This window comes from Escherichia sp. WS1118 (genome assembly GCF_046487695.1).
Taxonomy (GTDB): domain Bacteria; phylum Pseudomonadota; class Gammaproteobacteria; order Enterobacterales; family Enterobacteriaceae; genus Escherichia; species Escherichia coli.
Map to the genome: position 1 here is coordinate 224185 of NZ_JBJQIZ010000006.1, position 18974 is coordinate 243158.

Sequence of the window (18974 nt, forward strand, 5' to 3'; positions counted from 1 at the left end):
TATGTCTGAGAAAACTTTTCTGGTGGAAATCGGCACTGAAGAGCTGCCACCAAAAGCACTACGCAGCCTGGCTGAGTCCTTTGCTGCGAACTTTACTGCGGAGCTGGATAACGCTGGCCTCGCACACGGCACCGTTCAATGGTTTGCTGCTCCGCGTCGTCTGGCGCTGAAAGTCGCTAACTTGGCGGAGGCGCAACCGGATCGTGAAATCGAAAAACGTGGCCCGGCAATTGCCCAGGCGTTCGACGCTGAAGGCAAACCGAGCAAAGCGGCAGAAGGTTGGGCGCGTGGTTGCGGTATTACCGTTGACCAGGCTGAGCGTCTGACTACCGATAAAGGCGAATGGCTGCTGTATCGCGCCCATGTGAAGGGCGAAAGCACCGAAGCACTGTTGCCGAATATGGTTGCGACTTCGCTGGCGAAACTGCCGATCCCGAAACTGATGCGTTGGGGCGCAAGCGACGTGCACTTCGTGCGTCCGGTGCACACCGTGACCCTGCTGCTGGGCGACAAAGTCATTCCGGCAACCATTCTGGGCATTCAGTCCGATCGCGTGATTCGCGGCCACCGCTTTATGGGCGAGCCGGAATTTACTATCGACAATGCCGATCAGTATCCGGAAATTCTGCGTGAGCGCGGGAAAGTCATCGCCGATTACGAAGAACGTAAGGCGAAGATTAAAGCCGATGCTGAAGAAGCAGCACGTAAGATTGGCGGTAACGCTGATTTAAGCGAAAGCCTGCTGGAAGAAGTGGCTTCGCTGGTGGAGTGGCCGGTCGTTCTGACCGCGAAATTCGAAGAGAAATTCCTCGCGGTGCCGTCTGAAGCACTGGTTTACACCATGAAAGGTGACCAGAAGTACTTCCCGGTGTATGCGAACGACGGCAAACTGCTGCCGAACTTTATCTTCGTTGCCAACATCGAATCGAAAGATCCGCAGCAGATTATCTCCGGTAACGAGAAAGTCGTTCGTCCACGTCTGGCGGATGCCGAGTTCTTCTTCAATACCGACCGTAAAAAACGTCTTGAAGATAACCTGCCGCGCCTGCAAACCGTGTTGTTCCAGCAACAGTTGGGGACGCTGCGCGACAAAACTGACCGCATTCAGGCGCTGGCTGGCTGGATTGCTGAGCAGATTGGCGCTGACGTTAACCACGCTACCCGTGCGGGCCTGCTGTCTAAGTGTGACCTGATGACCAACATGGTCTTCGAGTTCACCGACACCCAGGGCGTTATGGGGATGCACTACGCGCGTCACGATGGCGAAGCGGAAGACGTAGCTGTCGCGCTGAATGAGCAGTATCAGCCGCGCTTTGCCGGTGATGACCTGCCGTCTAACCCGGTAGCCTGTGCGCTGGCGATTGCTGACAAGATGGATACCCTGGCGGGTATCTTCGGTATCGGTCAGCATCCGAAAGGCGACAAAGACCCGTTTGCGTTGCGTCGTGCCGCACTTGGCGTGCTGCGTATTATCGTTGAGAAGAACCTCAACCTTGATCTGCAAACGCTGACCGAAGAAGCGGTGCGTCTGTATGGCGATAAGCTGACTAATGCCAACGTGGTTGATGATGTTATCGACTTTATGCTCGGTCGCTTCCGCGCCTGGTATCAGGACGAAGGTTACACCGTTGATACCATCCAGGCGGTACTGGCGCGTCGTCCGACGCGTCCGGCAGATTTCGATGCCCGTATGAAGGCGGTATCGCATTTCCGTACCCTGGATGCAGCTGCTGCACTGGCGGCGGCGAACAAACGTGTATCCAACATTCTGGCGAAATCTGACGAAGTGCTGAGCGACCGCGTGAATGCTTCTACCCTGAAAGAGCCGGAAGAAATTAAACTGGCGATGCAGGTTGTGGTGCTACGTGACAAGCTGGAGCCGTACTTTGCGGAAGGTCGTTACCAGGATGCGCTGGTCGAACTGGCAGAGCTGCGTGAGCCAGTTGATGCTTTCTTCGATAAAGTGATGGTCATGGTTGATGACAAAGAATTGCGTCTCAACCGTCTGACCATGCTGGAGAAACTGCGCGAACTGTTCCTGCGCGTTGCGGATATTTCGCTGTTGCAGTAATAACGCCGTTATTAAATAGCCTGCCATCTGGCAGGCTTTTTTTATCGCTAAATAATACAGCAACCTTTAATAATCTTCTGCTGAATAAAGATTGTCTCATATATTAATTTCATGAGATTTTTTTAGGATTATATCAAGGAGAAGAAACGAACTTATTAAGCTAGAATAGCTGCGGGTGCTTGAGACTGTTTGTCTCAGGTATTCACCGAAAGGCAGACAGAGAAAAGCCCCACCTGACTATAAATCAAAGTGAGGCCCCTCTATGCATAGACACCATAAGGTTAGCCTCTTACTCGTTGGAAATCAACACAGGGGGCTGGGAATGCCGCAGAAATATAGATTACTTTCTTTAATAGTGATTTGTTTCACGCTTTTATTTTTCACCTGGATGATAAGAGATTCACTGTGTGAATTGCATATTAAACAGGAGAGTTATGAGCTGGCGGCGTTTTTAGCCTGCAAATTGAAAGAGTAAGCGTCTTCGGCGGGAAATTATTCCCGCCTTTCTTACGGTGTTGCGCATTCTCATTGCACCCAAATTTATTCTTCACAAAAATAACACTAGATTCTATTACGCGATCGATTATTTATTTCCTGAAAAACAAATAAAAAAATCCCCGCCAAATGGCAGGGATCTTAGATTCTGTGCTTTTAAGCAGAGATTACAGGCTGGTTACGTTACCAGCTGCCGGGCCTTTAGCGCCGCTTTCGATGGTGAAGGACACTTTCTGACCTTCGTCCAGAGATTTGTAACCATCGTTCTGGATAGCAGAGAAGTGTACGAACACGTCTTTAGAGCCATCGTCAGGAGTGATGAAGCCGAAGCCTTTGTCAGCGTTGAACCATTTTACGATACCAGTCATTTTACCGGACATAGTGTATTACCTTTAATAATTAATTGTGCCTTTCGGCGATATGGCGTGCTTTACAGATTTTGAAGCGTTAAAGGAATGTGCACTACGAGGGGTATCAACGATAACTCTTGAAGGGACTTGCCTTACTACACTGCTTTAATGGTCTGTACGTCAAACCGTTGATGTGCATTAAGCCACGCATTGGTGGGTGATGCAACAATTATTTTTCATATTTATGATTAATCGGTTGGAAAACGGTCCTGTTATCAGGACCGTAAACAGAAATAAAGTGGATAAAAGTCTATTCCATCAACTGCTTACTTAATGCCGGGTTGGCTTGAATCAAACGCATCAGTTTTAGTTCGGCACTTGAAGGCTTCACGCGTCTGGATTCCCATTCCTTTACCATGGCGACTGATACGCCCAAAACCCGGGCAAAATCATCGATTTTTAATCCTGTCCCTTTTCGTAACTGCTCAATTTCGGTACAGGACGTTGTTCTGTGCGTCAGGGTAATTTTCTGCGTTTCATCTTTAAAAACAATCTGTTCCAGGCTGCTCAACAGCTCATGCATTGGATCTTTATATTCCATTGAAAACTCCTCAAATCACACTGCGGGATCGTGAATTGCATCGAAGCTCATTAAGAATAGTCGGGAAAAACAGACACAGCGGGGTGTAGTCAGGGCATACTCTGACTATGATTCGATTCAGCCAGTCATTTAGCGTGACTTATAGCCACCTAACGATCTGATAAATGCCGATATATCTCTTACCACTCCCGGTTTGTAAAGATTTCGAAAATCTAACGTTCTGCGAAGGCGTAAATCTCTGGCTACAAAAAAGGCAACGGCAATATCATTTTTTAACAATGAAACAACAAATTAACCTTGTTTCATTTTCTCCATGATTTTACCAGGAAGATTACGTAGAAAGGGTATCCTGCAAGCCTGTCCTGGACTATCCTTGTCACGTCAGACACGCGTGTGTCGTTGTGCGCTTTTTTTGGGTGAAAGGAGTAAGAAAATGGCGACAGGAAAGTCCTGCTCTCGCTGGTTTGCGCCTCTTGCGGCGTTATTAATGGTAGTTAGCCTGAGTGGGTGTTTTGATAAAGAAGGCGATCAGCGTAAAGCGTTTATCGACTTCCTGCAGAATACAGTGATGCGTAGCGGTGAACGTCTACCAACCCTGACTGCCGATCAGAAAAAACAGTTTGGTCCTTTTGTCTCTGATTACGCGATTCTGTATGGTTATTCTCAGCAGGTGAATCAGGCGATGGATTCCGGTCTGCGCCCGGTTGTAGACAGCGTTAACGCAATTCGCGTACCGCAGGATTACGTTACGCAAAGCGGTCCGCTGCGTGAAATGAACGGTTCGCTGGGTGTGCTGGCGCAACAGCTGCAAAATGCGAAGTTGCAGGCCGATGCTGCGCACTCTGCGTTAAAACAGAGTGATGACCTGAAACCGGTCTTTGATCAGGCATTCACCAAAGTGGTAACGACGCCAGCTGATGCATTGCAACCGTTGATTCCGGCGGCACAAACTTTCACGCAACAACTGGTGATGGTTGGAGACTACATTGCTCAGCAAGGTACTCAGGTGAGCTTTGTCGCAAATGGCATCCAGTTCCCGACTTCACAGCAGGCAAGTGAATATAACAAACTGATTGCGCCATTACCGGCACAACATCAGGCGTTTAATCAGGCCTGGACTACAGCTGTTACTGCAACCCAATAAAGAGTAAAAGCCCGAGCGATTATCGGGCTTTACTCCACGCAGTCGCGGCTTAGTCCGCGACGTGCGGATTCACACAGTTCTTTTCAACCTTTCCTTGTAACGCATCAATCAAATTATCCACGGCACAGGCGGCCATGCCATAACGCGTCTCATGGGTGGCAGATCCAATATGCGGTACTGCGACGACGTTGGCCATTGAGAGCAACGGCGAATCTACGGACAGTGGCTCTTGTTCGAAGACATCCAGCCCGGCGGCGTGAATTTCCCCTTTCTGCAATGCAGCAATCAGTGCATTTTCATCAACCACCGGGCCACGTCCGGCATTAATGAAAATGGCGGAGGATTTCATTTTGGCGAATTGTTCTGCGCCAAACAGATGATGCGTCTCATCCGTTAACGGCAGGATCAGGCAAACGAAATCTGACTCTTGTAACAGAGTATCCAAATCGCAGTAGCGGGCGTTGAAGCGTTCTTCTGCTTCTTTATGGTGGCGGCGCGCGTTATAGAGGATGGGCATGTTGAAACCAAAGTGCGCACGTTGTGCCAGCGCCATACCGATCCGTCCCATCCCGACAATGCCCAGTGTTTTATGGTGAACGTCAGTGCCGTACCAGTCCGGGCCTATGCTCGCGGTCCATTCGCCTGCTTTTACCCGTTCTGCTACCTCCACAACCCGACGAGCGGTAGACAACACCAGCGCCATCAGCGTATCGGCGACGGTTTCTGTTAATACGGTTGGTGTGTGCATCAGCAGAATTTTTCGGGCGGTAAGCGCATCGACATCAAAATTGTCATAGCCGACGGAGATCGTTGATGTGGCACGCAGTTTCGGCATTTTTTCCAGCAATGCGGCATCAACATTCTCATTTGAACCCAGCAAGCCTTCAGCTTCGGCAAAAATTGCTGCATTTTGTTCGACGGTTTGTGGGCTGAGGTTTGCCACCTGGTGAACGGTGAAATGTTCTTGCAGGCGTTGCAGTAAATCATCAGGTAAGGCTTTGTAGAGGATAACGGACGGCTTCATGCTTCTCTCCATTCACTGATAAGGCGATCACCTTAGCCTGAAATATGATGAAGGAAAACTGAAGAATGCCAGGTGATTTCTGCATCACCTGACATGAAAGGGATTACAGTGGGCTTAAGGTAATTTCTACACGGCGGTTTTGCGCCTTACCTTCTGCGGTGCTGTTGCTGGCGATTGGGTTAGCCGGGCCAAGGCCCTGAGTACGGATGCGGCTGGCGTCCACGCCCTGGGTGATCAACGCGCTGGCAACGGAATCCGCACGCTGCTGGGAGAGACGCATGTTCAGGTCGTGACCCCCCGTGCTGTCGGTATAACCAATCACGTTAACCGCCGTTTTCGGATACTCTTTCAGTACCATTGCCACGCCGGTCAGGGTGTTAGCGCCCGCCGGTTTCAGGGTTGCGCTGCTGCTGTCGAAGGTCACATTGTTCGGCATATTGAGGATAATGTTATCCCCGCTGCGGGTTACGCTAACACCAGTGCCGCGCATTTTGTCACGCAGCTTCGCTTCCTGCACATCCATGTAATAACCAACGCCGCCGCCCAGAGCTGCGCCTGCTGCTGCGCCAATGAGCGCGCCTTTACCGCGATCTTTCTTCGAAGAAGAGAGCGCACCAATACCCGCGCCAACGAGAGAGCCCAGACCTGCGCCGATAGCAGATTTACCTGCTTCGCGTTCGCCGGTGTAAGGGTTAGTTGTACAGCCAGATACCGCCAGAGCGCCACTCACTACGGCGGCAATAAGATAAACACGTTTCTTCATTGTTAATCCTTAATAACCTTTTTATTCTTTGCCACGGGTTCCGTGGCGGGAGATTATGCCGCGTGAGCATGAAGATTATTCCTGGGAATACTCGGAAATTTGTAAGTAATATTTAACTGCTCAATACATCTAACCTTTCAGGAGTCTTCGGTTTGGCCAACTCATCCTCACGATATTCCGTTCTGACTGCCGCCCACTGGGGGCCTATGCTGGTTGAAACCGACGGCGAAACCGTGTTTAGCTCGCGTGGCGCGTTAGCCACAGGAATGGAAAACTCCTTGCAGAGCGCGGTTCGCGACCAGGTTCACAGCAATACGCGGGTGCGATTTCCAATGGTGCGCAAAGGCTTTCTTGCGTCACCGGAAAATCCGCAAGGCATTCGTGGGCAGGATGAATTTGTTCGCGTGAGTTGGGATGAGACGCTGGAGCTTATTCACCATCAACATAAACGTATTCGTGAGGCTTATGGTCCGGCATCGATTTTTGCTGGTTCCTACGGCTGGCGTTCAAACGGCGTGCTGCATAAGGCCTCGACATTATTACAACGCTATATGGCGCTGGCAGGCGGTTATACCGGGCATCTGGGGGATTATTCGACCGGCGCGGCACAGGCGATCATGCCGTATGTCGTGGGTGGCAGCGAAGTTTATCAACAGCAAACCAGTTGGCCGCTGGTGCTGGAACATAGCGATGTTGTGGTGCTGTGGAGTGCTAATCCACTCAATACGCTGAAAATTGCGTGGAATGCATCCGATGAGCAGGGGCTTTCTTACTTTTCTGCACTGCGTGACAGCGGGAAAAAGCTGATCTGCATTGATCCAATGCGATCGGAAACCGTCGATTTCTTTGGCGATAAAATGGAGTGGGTGGCACCACACATGGGCACCGATGTTGCGTTGATGCTGGGGATCGCCCATACGCTGGTGGAAAATGGTTGGCACGACGAAGCGTTTCTGGCGCGTTGCACCACAGGTTATGCCGTCTTCGCCTCTTATTTGCTGGGCGAGAGTGACGGTATAGCGAAAAACGCCGAATGGGCGGCAGAGATTTGTGGTGTTGGCGCAGCGAAAATCCGCGAGCTGGCGGCTATTTTCCACCAAAATACAACCATGCTGATGGCAGGCTGGGGAATGCAGCGCCAACAGTTTGGTGAGCAAAAACACTGGATGCTCGTCACGCTGGCGGCAATGTTGGGGCAAATCGGCACACCCGGCGGCGGTTTTGGTCTTTCTTACCATTTTGCCAATGGTGGTAACCCCACGCGCCGCGCTGCGGTGCTCTCTTCCATGCAGGGCAGCTTGCCGGGTGGCACCGATGCGGTAGATAAAATCCCTGTCGCCCGCATTGTTGAAGCACTGGAAAACCTTGGTGGCGCATATCAACATAACGGTATGGACCGACATTTCCCGGATATTCGTTTTATCTGGTGGGCGGGTGGTGCCAACTTTACTCATCATCAGGATACCAATCGCCTGATCCGTGCCTGGCAAAAACCGGAGCTGGTGGTGATCTCCGAATGCTTCTGGACGGCTGCGGCGAAACACGCGGATATCGTTCTGCCTGCGACAACCTCTTTTGAGCGTAATGATCTCACCATGACCGGTGATTACAGTAATCAGCATCTGGTGCCGATGAAGCAAGTGGTGCCGCCACGCGATGAAGCGCGTAATGATTTTGATGTTTTTGCCGACTTGAGTGAACGTTGGGAGAAGGGCGGTTATACACGTTTTACGGAAGGAAAAAGTGAGCTGCAATGGCTGGAAACGTTTTATAACGTTGCCCGGCAGCGCGGGGCAAGCCAGCAGGTTGAATTGCCACCATTTGCTGAGTTCTGGCAAGCCAACCAGTTAATTGAGATGCCGGAAAACCCGGACAGTGAGCGGTTTATTCGCTTCGCCGATTTTCGCCGCGATCCGCAGGCGCATCCATTAAAAACCGCCAGCGGTAAGATTGAAATCTTCTCGCAGCGTATTGCCGATTACGCTTATCCGGATTGCCCGGGGCATCCAATGTGGCTGGCGCCGGACGAATGGCAGGGCAGTGCCGAACCGGAACAGTTGCAGGTACTTTCTGCTCATCCGGCGCATCGTCTGCACAGCCAGCTGAATTACAGTTCTCTGCGCGAATTGTACGCGGTGGCAAATCGTGAGCCTGTCACCATTCATCCTGACGATGCCCAGACGCGCGGCATACAAGATGGCGATACTGTTCGGCTGTGGAACTCACGCGGGCAAATTCTTGCCGGAGCGGTCATTAGCGAGGGAATTAAACCTGGCGTGATTTGTATTCACGAAGGCGCATGGCCGGATTTGGATTTAACCGCTGGCGGCATTTGTAAAAACGGCGCAGTGAACGTGCTGACCAAAGATCTCCCCAGCTCGCGGCTGGGGAATGGCTGTGCGGGTAATACGGCGCTGGCATGGCTGGAAAAATACAACGGTCCGGAACTGACACTTACAGCGTTTGAACCACCGGCCAGCTCATAATCCAGGTGGGGAGTTGGGTTTCATCCTGCCATGCGCAATCGACAATGTGAAAACCCTGCGCATGGTAGAAATCTATCGCCGGTTGATTTTTTTGATAAACCTCCAGCATCAGATGGGGATGGCGCTGCTGCACATACTGCATTAGCGCCTTACCAATACCGCGTCTGACGGCCTTCGGTGCGACAAACATTGCTGCGAGGAATCGGCCTTCCATAATGCTGACAAAACCGAGAAGCTTACCGTCTTCTTCCCAGACCCAGTTTTGCGCGTTGGCAAGATACGCATCCCGCACCAGCGGAATGCAGTCACGCCAGTAACTCGATTTTATAAAGGGATGCCCCCAGGTTGTACTTTCCAGCCACAGTTCGAGGATCGCGGGGAGTTCTGAACGTTGCACTTCCCGAATCATGGTTTATTTCCCGGATGGCAACAGCAGCCAACCACATGATCATTCACCAGCCCACATGCCTGCATAAAGGAGTAACAGATTGTGGTACCGACAAACTTAAAACCACGTTTTTTTAGTGCCTTAGATAGGGCGTCGGAGGCGGGTGTAGATGTGGGGATTTCGCTCAACGTTGTGGCTTGTGTCACCTGTGGTTGATGATTGACAAACGACCAGACAAAGTCGGCAAACGGTTCGCCGTTCTGTTCCATTTGCAGGTACGCCCGCGCATTACCAATAATTGCCTGAATTTTCCCACGATGGCGGATAATCCCGGCGTCCTGTACCAGTCTTTCGATATCCTCTTCCTGCATTGCGGCAACTTTCACCGGATCGAACTGATGAAAGCATGCGCGATAGTTTTCGCGTTTTTTGAGGACGGTGATCCACGATAACCCAGCCTGCTGCCCTTCAAGGCAGATCATTTCGAACAGTTTTTTACTGTCAGTTTCAGGCACGCCCCATTCATTATCATGGTAGGCAATATAAAGCGGGTCCTGACTCACCCAGCCGCAACGTTCCATACTTTCCCTCGCTATGTACCCGATCGTAAAATTTCAGCCGCTTTTCTTGACGCATCGGTGAAAAAGTCAATATTTAATACAGGGCTACTATGCCCGATATCCTTCATACAATGACAATAATATTGCCGAATTCGGCTCTTCCCTGGAGTCGTGTTAATGATCATAAAAAAAAGCGGTGGTCGCTGGCAGCTAAGCCTGCTTGCGAGCGCGGTAATCAGTGCCTTTTTTCTCAACACAGCTTACGCCTGGCAACAAGAATATATCGTTGATACGCAACCCGGACATTCCACAGAGCGTTACACCTGGGATAGCGATCATCAACCTGATTACAACGATATTTTGTCGCAACGTATTCAAAGTAGCCAAAGGGCGCTGGGACTGGAAGTCAATCTGGCGGAAGAAACCCCTGTGGATGTGACCAGCAGTATGAGTATGGGCTGGAATTTTCCTTTATATGAGCAGGTTACAACCGGCCCGGTCGCGGCATTACATTACGATGGCACAACTACCTCGATGTATAACGAGTTTGGCGACAGTACTACCACGCTGGCCGATCCGTTATGGCATGCCAGCGTGAGTACCTTAGGCTGGCGTGTTGACTCCCGGCTTGGCGATCTTCGACCCTGGGCGCAAATCAGCTATAACCAGCAATTTGGCGAGAATATCTGGAAGGCGCAATCAGGCCTGAGCCGGATGACGGCGACAAACCAGAACGGCAACTGGCTGGATGTCACCGTAGGCGCTGATATGTTGCTCAATCAAAATATTGCTGCCTATGCTGCGCTATCTCAGGCAGAAAATACCACTAACAATAGCGACTATCTGTATACGATGGGGGTTAGCGCCAGATTTTAACGTTATAGATACAATTGAAACCCATAAATAACAACTAATGTGGCGATAGTGGGGACTAACTTACTAAATAATAAATTTGGCGAATAATTGTCGAGTCATTCATTCCTGAACTAATGCATTTCATTCCGTTCTGATGGCATTTCATGCCGTTTTTCCCCAGGCATAAAGCGCACTTCGTTATGGTTGTCAGCAGAGATTTTTCCTTTTTATTACTGCAGGAATACTGCCATGACACCTTCAAATTATCAGCGTACTCGCTGGCTGACACTCATCGGTACTATCATTACCCAGTTTGCTCTGGGGTCGGTTTATACCTGGAGTCTGTTTAACGGTGCGCTTTCTGCCAAGCTGGGGGCTCCTGTAAGCCAGGTTGCTTTCTCTTTCGGCTTGTTAAGTCTGGGGCTGGCAATTTCGTCTTCTGTTGCGGGCAAATTGCAGGAACGTTTTGGTGTTAAACGTGTCACTATGGCTTCCGGCATTTTGCTGGGATTAGGTTTCTTCCTGACAGCACATTCCAACAACCTGATGATGCTGTGGTTAAGCGCCGGTGTGTTGGTTGGTCTGGCGGATGGTGCGGGTTACCTGTTGACGCTCTCTAACTGCGTGAAGTGGTTTCCGGAGCGTAAGGGACTTATCTCTGCTTTTGCTATCGGTTCTTATGGTCTGGGCAGCCTGGGTTTTAAATTTATCGACACGCACCTGCTCGAAACGGTGGGTCTGGAAAAAACCTTTGTTATTTGGGGCGCGATTGTACTGGTGATGATTGTCTTTGGCGCAACGTTAATGAAAGATGCGCCGAAGCAGGAAGTGAAAACCAGCAATGGTGTGGTGGAGAAGGACTACACCCTGGCAGAGTCGATGCGTAAACCGCAGTACTGGATGTTAGCGGTTATGTTCCTGACTGCGTGCATGAGTGGTCTGTATGTGATTGGTGTAGCGAAAGATATCGCTCAAAGTCTGGCGCATCTTGATGCAATTTCCGCAGCCAATGCTGTGACGGTTATTTCCATCGCCAACCTTTCTGGTCGTCTGGTGCTGGGCATTCTGTCTGACAAAATCGCCCGTATCCGTGTTATCACCATTGGTCAGGTGATTGCGCTGGTGGGTATGGCGGCCCTGCTGTTTGCACCATTGAATGCAGTGACGTTCTTTGCAGCGATTGCCTGTGTGGCATTTAACTTTGGTGGCACGATTACGGTGTTCCCGTCACTGGTCAGTGAGTTCTTCGGCCTCAATAACCTGGCGAAAAACTACGGCGTCATTTACCTCGGTTTCGGTATCGGCAGCATTTGTGGTTCGATTATCGCTTCACTGTTTGGCGGATTCTATGTGACTTTCTACGTGATTTTCGCCCTGCTGATTCTGTCACTGGCGCTTTCTACGACCATTCGCCAGCCAGAGCAGAAAATGTTGCGTGAGGCGCATGGCTCCCTTTAATGCTCAGCCGTGAGCTACTGGGCTTCAGCTTCAGTGTGCATCAAACGCATCAACGAAATGTATAAACAATAACGCGTAAAATTTGGGCCAGTTAACTGGCCCTTTTTACTGCTTTTTGTAACGCTAAAGTCTCTTTTCAAACTTGCATTTTTGTAAATTTGTGCTTCGTGCACACTCTTTCCCCACACTTTTTCCCTTTGCTGTGGTCTACTTATTCGCGCGTGTAGATTTTACTTATCTGACTACCTCCGCACTTTTCCCCTGCCTGGCCTGAAAAGCCACTAAGCAGGGTGTTATCACCTGTTTGTCCAGGGTTTGTTTGCATGAGATACATCAAATCGATTACACAGCAGAAGCTGAGCTTCTTGCTTGCAATCTATATTGGCCTTTTTATGAATGGCGCGGTTTTTTACCGCCGCTTCGGCAGCTATGCGCACGATTTTACCGTCTGGAAAGGTATTTCTGCTGTTGTTGAACTGGCCGCCACCGTACTGGTGACCTTCTTTTTACTGCGTCTTCTTTCGCTGTTTGGCCGCCGCAGCTGGCGTATTCTGGCATCGCTGGTGGTGCTCTTTTCCGCAGGTGCCAGCTATTACATGACCTTCCTTAATGTAGTCATTGGTTATGGCATCATCGCATCCGTCATGACCACCGATATCGACCTGTCAAAAGAAGTTGTTGGTCTGAACTTTATTCTCTGGTTAATCGCCGTAAGCGCGTTGCCTCTTATCCTTATCTGGAATAACCGCTGTCGTTACACCTTGCTCCGACAACTGCGAACCCCAGGGCAACGTATTCGCAGCCTGGCGGTCGTCGTACTGGCAGGTATTATGGTTTGGGCACCGATTCGTTTGCTGGATATCCAGCAGAAGAAAGTGGAGAGGGCGACAGGTGTTGATTTGCCGAGTTATGGCGGCGTCGTCGCGAACTCTTATCTGCCATCAAACTGGCTTTCGGCATTAGGTCTTTATGCCTGGGCGCGGGTCGATGAATCTTCCGATAACAATTCTCTCCTTAACCCTGCGAAGAAGTTTACGTACCAGGCTCCACAAAACGTTGATGATACATATGTCGTTTTCATTATTGGTGAAACCACGCGCTGGGATCATATGGGCATTTTCGGCTATGAACGCAATACCACACCGAAGCTGGCTCAGGAGAAAAATCTGGCGGCGTTCCGTGGTTACTCCTGTGATACTGCAACCAAACTCTCACTGCGTTGCATGTTTGTACGTCAGGGTGGAGCAGAAGATAATCCGCAGCGCACATTAAAAGAACAGAACATTTTCGCGGTATTGAAGCAGTTAGGATTCAGTTCTGATCTGTACGCTATGCAAAGCGAAATGTGGTTCTACAGCAATACGATGGCGGACAACATTGCTTATCGTGAGCAGATTGGTGCGGAGCCACGTAACCGTGGCAAACCGGTAGATGATATGTTGCTGGTAGACGAAATGCAGCAATCGCTGGGGCGCAACCCGGATGGTAAGCATCTGATCATTCTGCATACCAAAGGCTCACACTTTAACTACACCCAGCGTTACCCGCGCAGCTTTGCGCAGTGGAAGCCGGAATGTATTGGTGTTGATAGCGGCTGTACCAAAGCGCAGATGATCAACTCATACGACAACTCGGTGACCTATGTGGATCACTTTATTTCCAGCGTGATTGATCAGGTTCGCGATAAGAAAGCGATTGTGTTCTATGCAGCTGACCACGGTGAGTCAATTAATGAACGCGAGCACCTGCACGGCACGCCGCGTGAACTGGCACCGCCGGAACAGTTCCGTGTGCCGATGATGGTCTGGATGTCGGATAAATATCTGGAAAATCCGGTCAATGCGCAGGCATTTGCGCAGCTGAAAAAAGAAGCCGACATGAAAGTGCCACGCCGTCATGTAGAGCTGTACGACACCATCATGGGTTGTCTTGGCTATACTTCACCGGATGGTGGAATTAACGAAAACAACAACTGGTGTCACATCCCGCAGGCAAAAGAGGCGTCGGCTAACTAGGCCTGCTGACTTTCTCGCCGATCAAAAGGCATTTTGCTATTAAGGGATTGACGAGGGCGTATCTGCGCAGTAAGATGCGCCCCGCATTCGGTGATTGGCGCAGCCTGGTAGCGCACTTCGTTCGGGACGAAGGGGTCGGAGGTTCGAATCCTCTATCACCGACCAAATTCGAAAAGCCTGCTCAACGAGCAGGCTTTTTTGCATCTGTAACTCATGAGGAAGAGAACCTCCGGGGGCGGGGAGGTTCGATTCGACGTAGGCCTGACAAGACGCGCCAGCGTCGTATCAGGCAAATGTGCCGGCCCATTGTCGGATGCGGCGTGAACACCTTATTCGACCTACACACCACACATTTCCCTGCCAAATTTGCGCCCCATATCTCACTATCCATTAACGGATTTGTGACAGAAACCATTGTCTTTTTTTATATTTGCTTAAATCTTTTTTTGCGTTACTTATGGCTGGCGCTGGCATTTTCCGCTGTGCGTTTTAGCGTTCATGGTATTAATCGCTCAGATATCCACCTTTACCTCAGATTTTTTTCATTAAATGCATAAAACTTAATCACCAAATGTTGCTAAATATTAAGCTGATTGTTCTGGTTGTGTTGGCGTAGCACAAATTTCTCTGCTGCAAATAGCTGTTTGAAGTTTTTTTAATCTTTGTTTGTGGATTCTCACCGTTGGTGTAAATCCCGGTTGGCTGTATTGACGTTTTCACATTCTGTTGACAGATTGTAGGTCACGAGGGGCATTTTATGGAGGATCCGCACTGTTACACTGATGTTAATTAGTACGGCATCCCCACCTCATAACGTTGACCCGACCGGGCAAAAAACAAAAAAGGTCAGGCAGCGACAACCCACTGCAAAGGGTTAAAACAACAAACATCACAATTGGAGCAGAATAATGCGTATTTCCTTGAAAAAGTCAGGGATGCTGAAGCTTGGTCTCAGCCTGGTGGCTATGACCGTCGCAGCAAGTGTTCAGGCTAAAACTCTGGTTTATTGCTCAGAAGGATCTCCGGAAGGGTTTAACCCGCAGCTGTTTACCTCCGGCACCACCTATGACGCCTCTTCCGTACCGCTTTATAACCGTCTGGTTGAATTTAAAATCGGCACCACTGAAGTGATCCCGGGCCTCGCTGAAAAGTGGGAAGTCAGCGAAGACGGTAAAACCTATACCTTCCATCTGCGTAAAGGTGTGAAGTGGCACGACAATAAAGAATTCAAACCGACGCGCGAACTGAATGCCGATGACGTAGTGTTCTCGTTCGATCGTCAGAAAAACGCGCAAAACCCGTACCATAAAGTCTCTGGCGGCAGCTACGAATACTTCGAAGGCATGGGCTTACCAGAGCTGATCAGCGAAGTGAAAAAGGTGGACGATAACACCGTTCAGTTTGTGCTGACTCGCCCGGAAGCGCCGTTCCTCGCTGACCTGGCAATGGACTTCGCCTCTATTCTGTCAAAAGAATATGCTGACGCGATGATGAAAGCCGGTACACCGGAAAAACTGGACCTCAACCCAATCGGTACCGGCCCGTTCCAGTTACAGCAGTACCAGAAAGATTCCCGTATTCGCTATAAAGCGTTTGATGGCTACTGGGGCACCAAACCGAAGATCGATACGCTGGTCTTCTCTATTACTCCTGACGCTTCCGTGCGTTACGCGAAATTGCAGAAGAACGAATGCCAGGTGATGCCGTACCCGAACCCGGCAGATATCGCCCGCATGAAGCAGGATAAATCCATCAACCTGATGGAAATGCCGGGGCTGAACGTCGGTTATCTCTCGTATAACGTGCAGAAAAAACCACTGGATGACGTGAAAGTTCGCCAGGCTCTGACCTACGCGGTGAACAAAGACGCCATCATCAAAGCGGTTTATCAGGGCGCGGGCGTATCAGCGAAAAACCTGATCCCGCCAACCATGTGGGGCTATAACGACGACGTTCAGGACTACACTTACGATCCTGAAAAAGCGAAAGCCTTGCTGAAAGAAGCGGGTCTGGAAAAAGGTTTCTCCATCGACCTGTGGGCAATGCCGGTACAACGTCCGTATAACCCGAATGCTCGCCGCATGGCGGAGATGATTCAGGCAGACTGGGCGAAAGTGGGCGTGCAGGCCAAAATCGTCACCTACGAATGGGGTGAGTACCTCAAGCGTGCGAAAGATGGCGAGCATCAGACGGTAATGATGGGCTGGACTGGCGATAACGGGGATCCGGATAACTTCTTCGCCACCCTGTTCAGCTGCGCCGCCTCTGAACAAGGCTCCAACTACTCAAAATGGTGCTACAAACCGTTTGAAGATCTGATTCAACCGGCGCGTGCTACCGACGACCACAATAAACGTGTTGAACTGTACAAACAAGCACAGGTCGTGATGCACGATCAGGCTCCGGCACTGATCATCGCTCACTCCACCGTGTTTGAACCGGTACGCAAAGAAGTTAAAGGCTATGTGGTTGATCCATTAGGCAAACATCACTTCGAAAATGTCTCTATCGAATAATTAAAGCCATGCAAGACTGATGGCAAAGGCAAAACTGCCTGATGCGCTCCGCTTATCAGGCCTACGAAAACTCTGCAATGTATTGAGTTTGCACGATTTTGTAGGTCGGATAAGGCGTTTGCGCCGCATCCGGCATAAACAAAGCGCTCTTTGTCAACAATCTGCATACCCGGTGGCGCTGTGCCTCTGCGTGCAGCGCCATCCGGCAGCAATACTTCATTCCCTGTTCCACAAGGGCGGGAATTGATTTGTGAGCAATACAGACACGCAGTTCCAGGCTGCGGGTCACTATAGAGAATCCGGGTTATGTTGCAGTTTATTCTCCGACGTTTGGGACTCGTCATCCCCACGTTTATCGGTATTACCCTTCTCACATTTGCCTTTGTCCACATGATCCCGGGCGATCCGGTGATGATCATGGCGGGCGAACGTGGGATCTCCCCAGAGCGTCACGCGCAATTGCTGGCTGAACTCGGCTTAGATAAACCGATGTGGCAGCAGTATCTCCATTACATTTGGGGCGTAATGCACGGTGATTTAGGCATTTCCATGAAAAGCCGAATTCCGGTATGGGAAGAGTTCGTGCCGCGCTTTCAGGCCACGCTGGAACTTGGCGTCTGCGCGATGATTTTTGCGACCGCAGTCGGGATTCCGGTTGGTGTGCTGGCTGCGGTTAAACGTGGTTCCATTTTCGATCACACAGCGGTTGGCCTGGCGCTGACCGGCTACTCGATGCCAATTTTCTGGTGGGGCATGATGCTGATCATGCTGGTTTCGGTGCACTGGAACCTGACGCCTGTCTCCGGTCGTGTGAGCGACATGGTGTTCCTCGATGATTCCAATCCGTTAACCGGTTTTATGCTGATCGACACCGCCATCTGGGGTGAAGACGGTAACTTTATCGATGCCGTCGCCCATATGATCCTGCCCGCCATTGTGCTGGGTACCATCCCGCTGGCGGTCATTGTGCGTATGACGCGCTCCTCGATGCTGGAAGTGCTGGGCGAAGATTATATCCGCACCGCGCGTGCCAAAGGTCTTACCCGGATGCGGGTGATTATCGTCCATGCGCTGCGTAACGCGATGCTGCCGGTGGTGACCGTTATCGGCCTGCAGGTGGGAACATTGCTGGCGGGGGCGATTCTGACTGAAACCATCTTCTCGTGGCCCGGTCTGGGGCGCTGGTTGATTGACGCACTGCAACGCCGCGATTATCCGGTAGTGCAGGGCGGCGTATTGCTGGTGGCGACGATGATTATCCTCGTCAACCTGCTGGTCGATCTGCTGTACGGCGTGGTGAACCCGCGTATTCGTCATAAGAAGTAAGGGGACATCATGTCACAGGTTACTGAAAATAAAGTGATTAGCGCACCGGTGCCGATGACCCCGTTACAGGAGTTCTGGCACTATTTTAAACGCAACAAAGGCGCGGTTGTCGGGCTGGTTTACGTCGTCATCGTGCTGTTTATCGCGATCTTTGCCAACTGGATTGCACCCTATAACCCAGCGGAACAGTTCCGCGATGCACTGCTCGCCCCGCCAGCCTGGCAGGAAGGCGGCAGCATGGCGCACTTGCTGGGCACTGATGACGTGGGGCGTGATGTGCTGTCGCGGCTGATGTACGGCGCGCGCTTGTCGCTGCTGGTTGGCTGTCTGGTAGTGGTGTTATCGCTGATTATGGGCGTTATTCTCGGCCTGATCGCTGGTTACTTTGGCGGTCTGGTCGATAACATCATCATGCGTGTGGTCGATATCATGCTGGCGCTGCCAAGTCTACTGCTGGCACTGGTGCTGGTGGCGATTTTCGGCCCGTCGATTGGTAACGCCGCGCTGGCGCTAACCTTCGTTGCGCTGCCGCATTATGTGCGCTTAACCCGCGCCGCCGTGCTGGTGGAAGTTAACCGCGATTACGTCACCGCGTCTCGCGTGGCGGGTGCCGGGGCAATGCGCCAGATGTTTATTAACATCTTCCCGAACTGCCTTGCGCCGCTGATTGTTCAGGCGTCGCTCGGTTTCTCTAACGCCATTCTCGATATGGCTGCTCTTGGTTTCCTCGGCATGGGCGCGCAGCCGCCAACGCCGGAGTGGGGCACCATGCTCTCTGATGTGTTGCAGTTCGCGCAAAGCGCCTGGTGGGTCGTGACCTTCCCGGGTCTGGCGATCCTGCTGACGGTGCTGGCATTTAACCTGATGGGTGACGGTCTGCGTGACGCGCTCGATCCCAAACTGAAGCAGTAAGAGGTTCGAG

17 protein-coding genes and 1 tRNA gene are annotated in these 18974 nt (G+C 51.0%); 11 read left to right on the forward strand and 7 right to left on the reverse strand.

Features of this window, described 5'->3' with window-relative positions; genetic code table 11:
- Window position 1 precedes the first annotated feature (1 nt).
- The gene (gene glyS, locus ACJHYO_RS13020) at window positions 2-2071 is read left to right on the forward strand and encodes a glycine--tRNA ligase subunit beta (protein WP_001357942.1); all 2070 of its coding nucleotides are present in this window, start codon (window positions 2-4) and stop codon (window positions 2069-2071) included.
- A gap of 322 nt (window positions 2072-2393) precedes the next feature.
- Window positions 2394-2546 (forward strand): type I toxin-antitoxin system toxin HokA, encoded by a 153-nt coding sequence (hokA, locus tag ACJHYO_RS13025; RefSeq protein WP_001135732.1) that lies wholly within the window; start codon window positions 2394-2396, stop codon window positions 2544-2546.
- Here the strand turns inward: hokA and ACJHYO_RS13030 are convergent.
- The 3 genes from ACJHYO_RS13030 to ACJHYO_RS13040 all read right to left on the reverse strand — a co-directional run bounded on the left by ACJHYO_RS13030 (window position 2523) and on the right by ACJHYO_RS13040 (window position 3517).
- The gene (locus ACJHYO_RS13030) at window positions 2523-2594 is read right to left on the reverse strand and encodes a hypothetical protein (protein ID WP_212734239.1); all 72 of its coding nucleotides are present in this window, start codon (window positions 2592-2594) and stop codon (window positions 2523-2525) included. The genes hokA and ACJHYO_RS13030 overlap by 24 nt on opposite strands.
- Window positions 2595-2733: 139 nt before the next feature.
- Window positions 2734-2946, reverse strand: coding sequence for an RNA chaperone/antiterminator CspA (gene cspA, locus ACJHYO_RS13035; protein WP_000014594.1), 213 nt, complete (start codon window positions 2944-2946; stop codon window positions 2734-2736).
- A gap of 280 nt (window positions 2947-3226) precedes the next feature.
- Complete coding sequence (locus ACJHYO_RS13040) at window positions 3227-3517, reverse strand: HTH-type transcriptional regulator (RefSeq protein ID WP_000455798.1); 291 nt, start codon at window positions 3515-3517, stop codon at window positions 3227-3229.
- Between the two features lie 433 nt (window positions 3518-3950).
- Between ACJHYO_RS13040 and ACJHYO_RS13045 the strand changes: the two genes are divergently transcribed.
- Window positions 3951-4661, forward strand: coding sequence for a DUF3053 domain-containing protein (locus tag ACJHYO_RS13045; RefSeq protein WP_000190516.1), 711 nt, complete (start codon window positions 3951-3953; stop codon window positions 4659-4661).
- Between the two features lie 49 nt (window positions 4662-4710).
- On the opposite strand, the gene ghrB is transcribed toward ACJHYO_RS13045, so the two are convergent.
- Entirely contained in the window at window positions 4711-5685 is a 975-nt protein-coding gene (gene ghrB, locus ACJHYO_RS13050; protein ID WP_000805027.1) for a glyoxylate/hydroxypyruvate reductase GhrB, read from the reverse strand.
- 103 nt (window positions 5686-5788) lie between these two features.
- Window positions 5789-6448, reverse strand: a complete 660-nt coding sequence (locus ACJHYO_RS13055; protein WP_000747625.1) for an OmpA family lipoprotein — start codon at window positions 6446-6448, stop codon at window positions 5789-5791.
- Window positions 6449-6600: 152 nt separating this feature from the next.
- Here ACJHYO_RS13055 and bisC point away from each other — a divergent pair, with 152 nt between their 5' ends.
- On the forward strand, window positions 6601-8934 hold the full coding sequence (gene bisC, locus ACJHYO_RS13060; RefSeq protein ID WP_085455591.1) for a biotin sulfoxide reductase: 2334 nt from the start codon (window positions 6601-6603) through the stop codon (window positions 8932-8934).
- Here the strand turns inward: bisC and ACJHYO_RS13065 are convergent.
- Both ACJHYO_RS13065 and tag read right to left on the reverse strand, forming a co-directional pair.
- A complete protein-coding gene (locus ACJHYO_RS13065; RefSeq protein ID WP_000617661.1) occupies window positions 8903-9343 on the reverse strand; it encodes an N-acetyltransferase in 441 nt (146 codons plus the stop codon). The two genes, bisC and ACJHYO_RS13065, sit on opposite strands and share 32 nt — an antisense overlap.
- Window positions 9340-9903 (reverse strand): DNA-3-methyladenine glycosylase I, encoded by a 564-nt coding sequence (tag, locus tag ACJHYO_RS13070; protein ID WP_000438940.1) that lies wholly within the window; start codon window positions 9901-9903, stop codon window positions 9340-9342. Before tag ends, ACJHYO_RS13065 begins: the two co-directional genes overlap by 4 nt.
- A gap of 156 nt (window positions 9904-10059) precedes the next feature.
- Here tag and ACJHYO_RS13075 point away from each other — a divergent pair, with 156 nt between their 5' ends.
- From ACJHYO_RS13075 to dppC, 7 genes are all read left to right on the forward strand, one after another.
- Window positions 10060-10758, forward strand: a complete 699-nt coding sequence (locus tag ACJHYO_RS13075) for an autotransporter outer membrane beta-barrel domain-containing protein (protein WP_000584459.1) — start codon at window positions 10060-10062, stop codon at window positions 10756-10758.
- Window positions 10759-10986: 228 nt separating this feature from the next.
- Entirely contained in the window at window positions 10987-12195 is a 1209-nt protein-coding gene (locus ACJHYO_RS13080; protein ID WP_000189046.1) for an MFS transporter, read from the forward strand.
- 323 nt (window positions 12196-12518) lie between these two features.
- Window positions 12519-14210: a kdo(2)-lipid A phosphoethanolamine 7''-transferase gene (eptB, locus tag ACJHYO_RS13085; RefSeq protein WP_001269201.1), complete on the forward strand. Its 1692-nt coding sequence runs from the start codon at window positions 12519-12521 to the stop codon at window positions 14208-14210.
- 88 nt (window positions 14211-14298) lie between these two features.
- Window positions 14299-14375: transfer RNA gene (locus tag ACJHYO_RS13090), tRNA-Pro, on the forward strand.
- 743 nt (window positions 14376-15118) lie between these two features.
- Window positions 15119-16726 (forward strand): dipeptide ABC transporter substrate-binding protein DppA, encoded by a 1608-nt coding sequence (dppA, locus tag ACJHYO_RS13095; RefSeq protein WP_001222871.1) that lies wholly within the window; start codon window positions 15119-15121, stop codon window positions 16724-16726.
- A gap of 306 nt (window positions 16727-17032) precedes the next feature.
- On the forward strand, window positions 17033-18052 hold the full coding sequence (gene dppB, locus ACJHYO_RS13100) for a dipeptide ABC transporter permease DppB (RefSeq protein WP_000938855.1): 1020 nt from the start codon (window positions 17033-17035) through the stop codon (window positions 18050-18052).
- A gap of 9 nt (window positions 18053-18061) precedes the next feature.
- On the forward strand, window positions 18062-18964 hold the full coding sequence (gene dppC, locus ACJHYO_RS13105; RefSeq protein ID WP_000084677.1) for a dipeptide ABC transporter permease DppC: 903 nt from the start codon (window positions 18062-18064) through the stop codon (window positions 18962-18964).
- Window positions 18965-18974: the final 10 nt, after the last annotated feature.

Coding starts and splice junctions, on each gene's coding strand:
- glyS (WP_001357942.1), top strand. CDS start 2: ATGTCTGAGAAAACTTTTCTGGTGGAAATCGGCACTGAAGAGCTGCCA.
- hokA (WP_001135732.1), top strand. CDS start 2,394: ATGCCGCAGAAATATAGATTACTTTCTTTAATAGTGATTTGTTTCACG.
- cspA (WP_000014594.1), bottom strand. CDS start 2,946: ATGTCCGGTAAAATGACTGGTATCGTAAAATGGTTCAACGCTGACAAA.
- ACJHYO_RS13040 (WP_000455798.1), bottom strand. CDS start 3,517: ATGGAATATAAAGATCCAATGCATGAGCTGTTGAGCAGCCTGGAACAG.
- ACJHYO_RS13045 (WP_000190516.1), top strand. CDS start 3,951: ATGGCGACAGGAAAGTCCTGCTCTCGCTGGTTTGCGCCTCTTGCGGCG.
- ghrB (WP_000805027.1), bottom strand. CDS start 5,685: ATGAAGCCGTCCGTTATCCTCTACAAAGCCTTACCTGATGATTTACTG.
- ACJHYO_RS13055 (WP_000747625.1), bottom strand. CDS start 6,448: ATGAAGAAACGTGTTTATCTTATTGCCGCCGTAGTGAGTGGCGCTCTG.
- ACJHYO_RS13065 (WP_000617661.1), bottom strand. CDS start 9,343: ATGATTCGGGAAGTGCAACGTTCAGAACTCCCCGCGATCCTCGAACTG.
- tag (WP_000438940.1), bottom strand. CDS start 9,903: ATGGAACGTTGCGGCTGGGTGAGTCAGGACCCGCTTTATATTGCCTAC.
- ACJHYO_RS13075 (WP_000584459.1), top strand. CDS start 10,060: ATGATCATAAAAAAAAGCGGTGGTCGCTGGCAGCTAAGCCTGCTTGCG.
- ACJHYO_RS13080 (WP_000189046.1), top strand. CDS start 10,987: ATGACACCTTCAAATTATCAGCGTACTCGCTGGCTGACACTCATCGGT.
- eptB (WP_001269201.1), top strand. CDS start 12,519: ATGAGATACATCAAATCGATTACACAGCAGAAGCTGAGCTTCTTGCTT.
- dppA (WP_001222871.1), top strand. CDS start 15,119: ATGCGTATTTCCTTGAAAAAGTCAGGGATGCTGAAGCTTGGTCTCAGC.
- dppB (WP_000938855.1), top strand. CDS start 17,033: ATGTTGCAGTTTATTCTCCGACGTTTGGGACTCGTCATCCCCACGTTT.
- dppC (WP_000084677.1), top strand. CDS start 18,062: ATGTCACAGGTTACTGAAAATAAAGTGATTAGCGCACCGGTGCCGATG.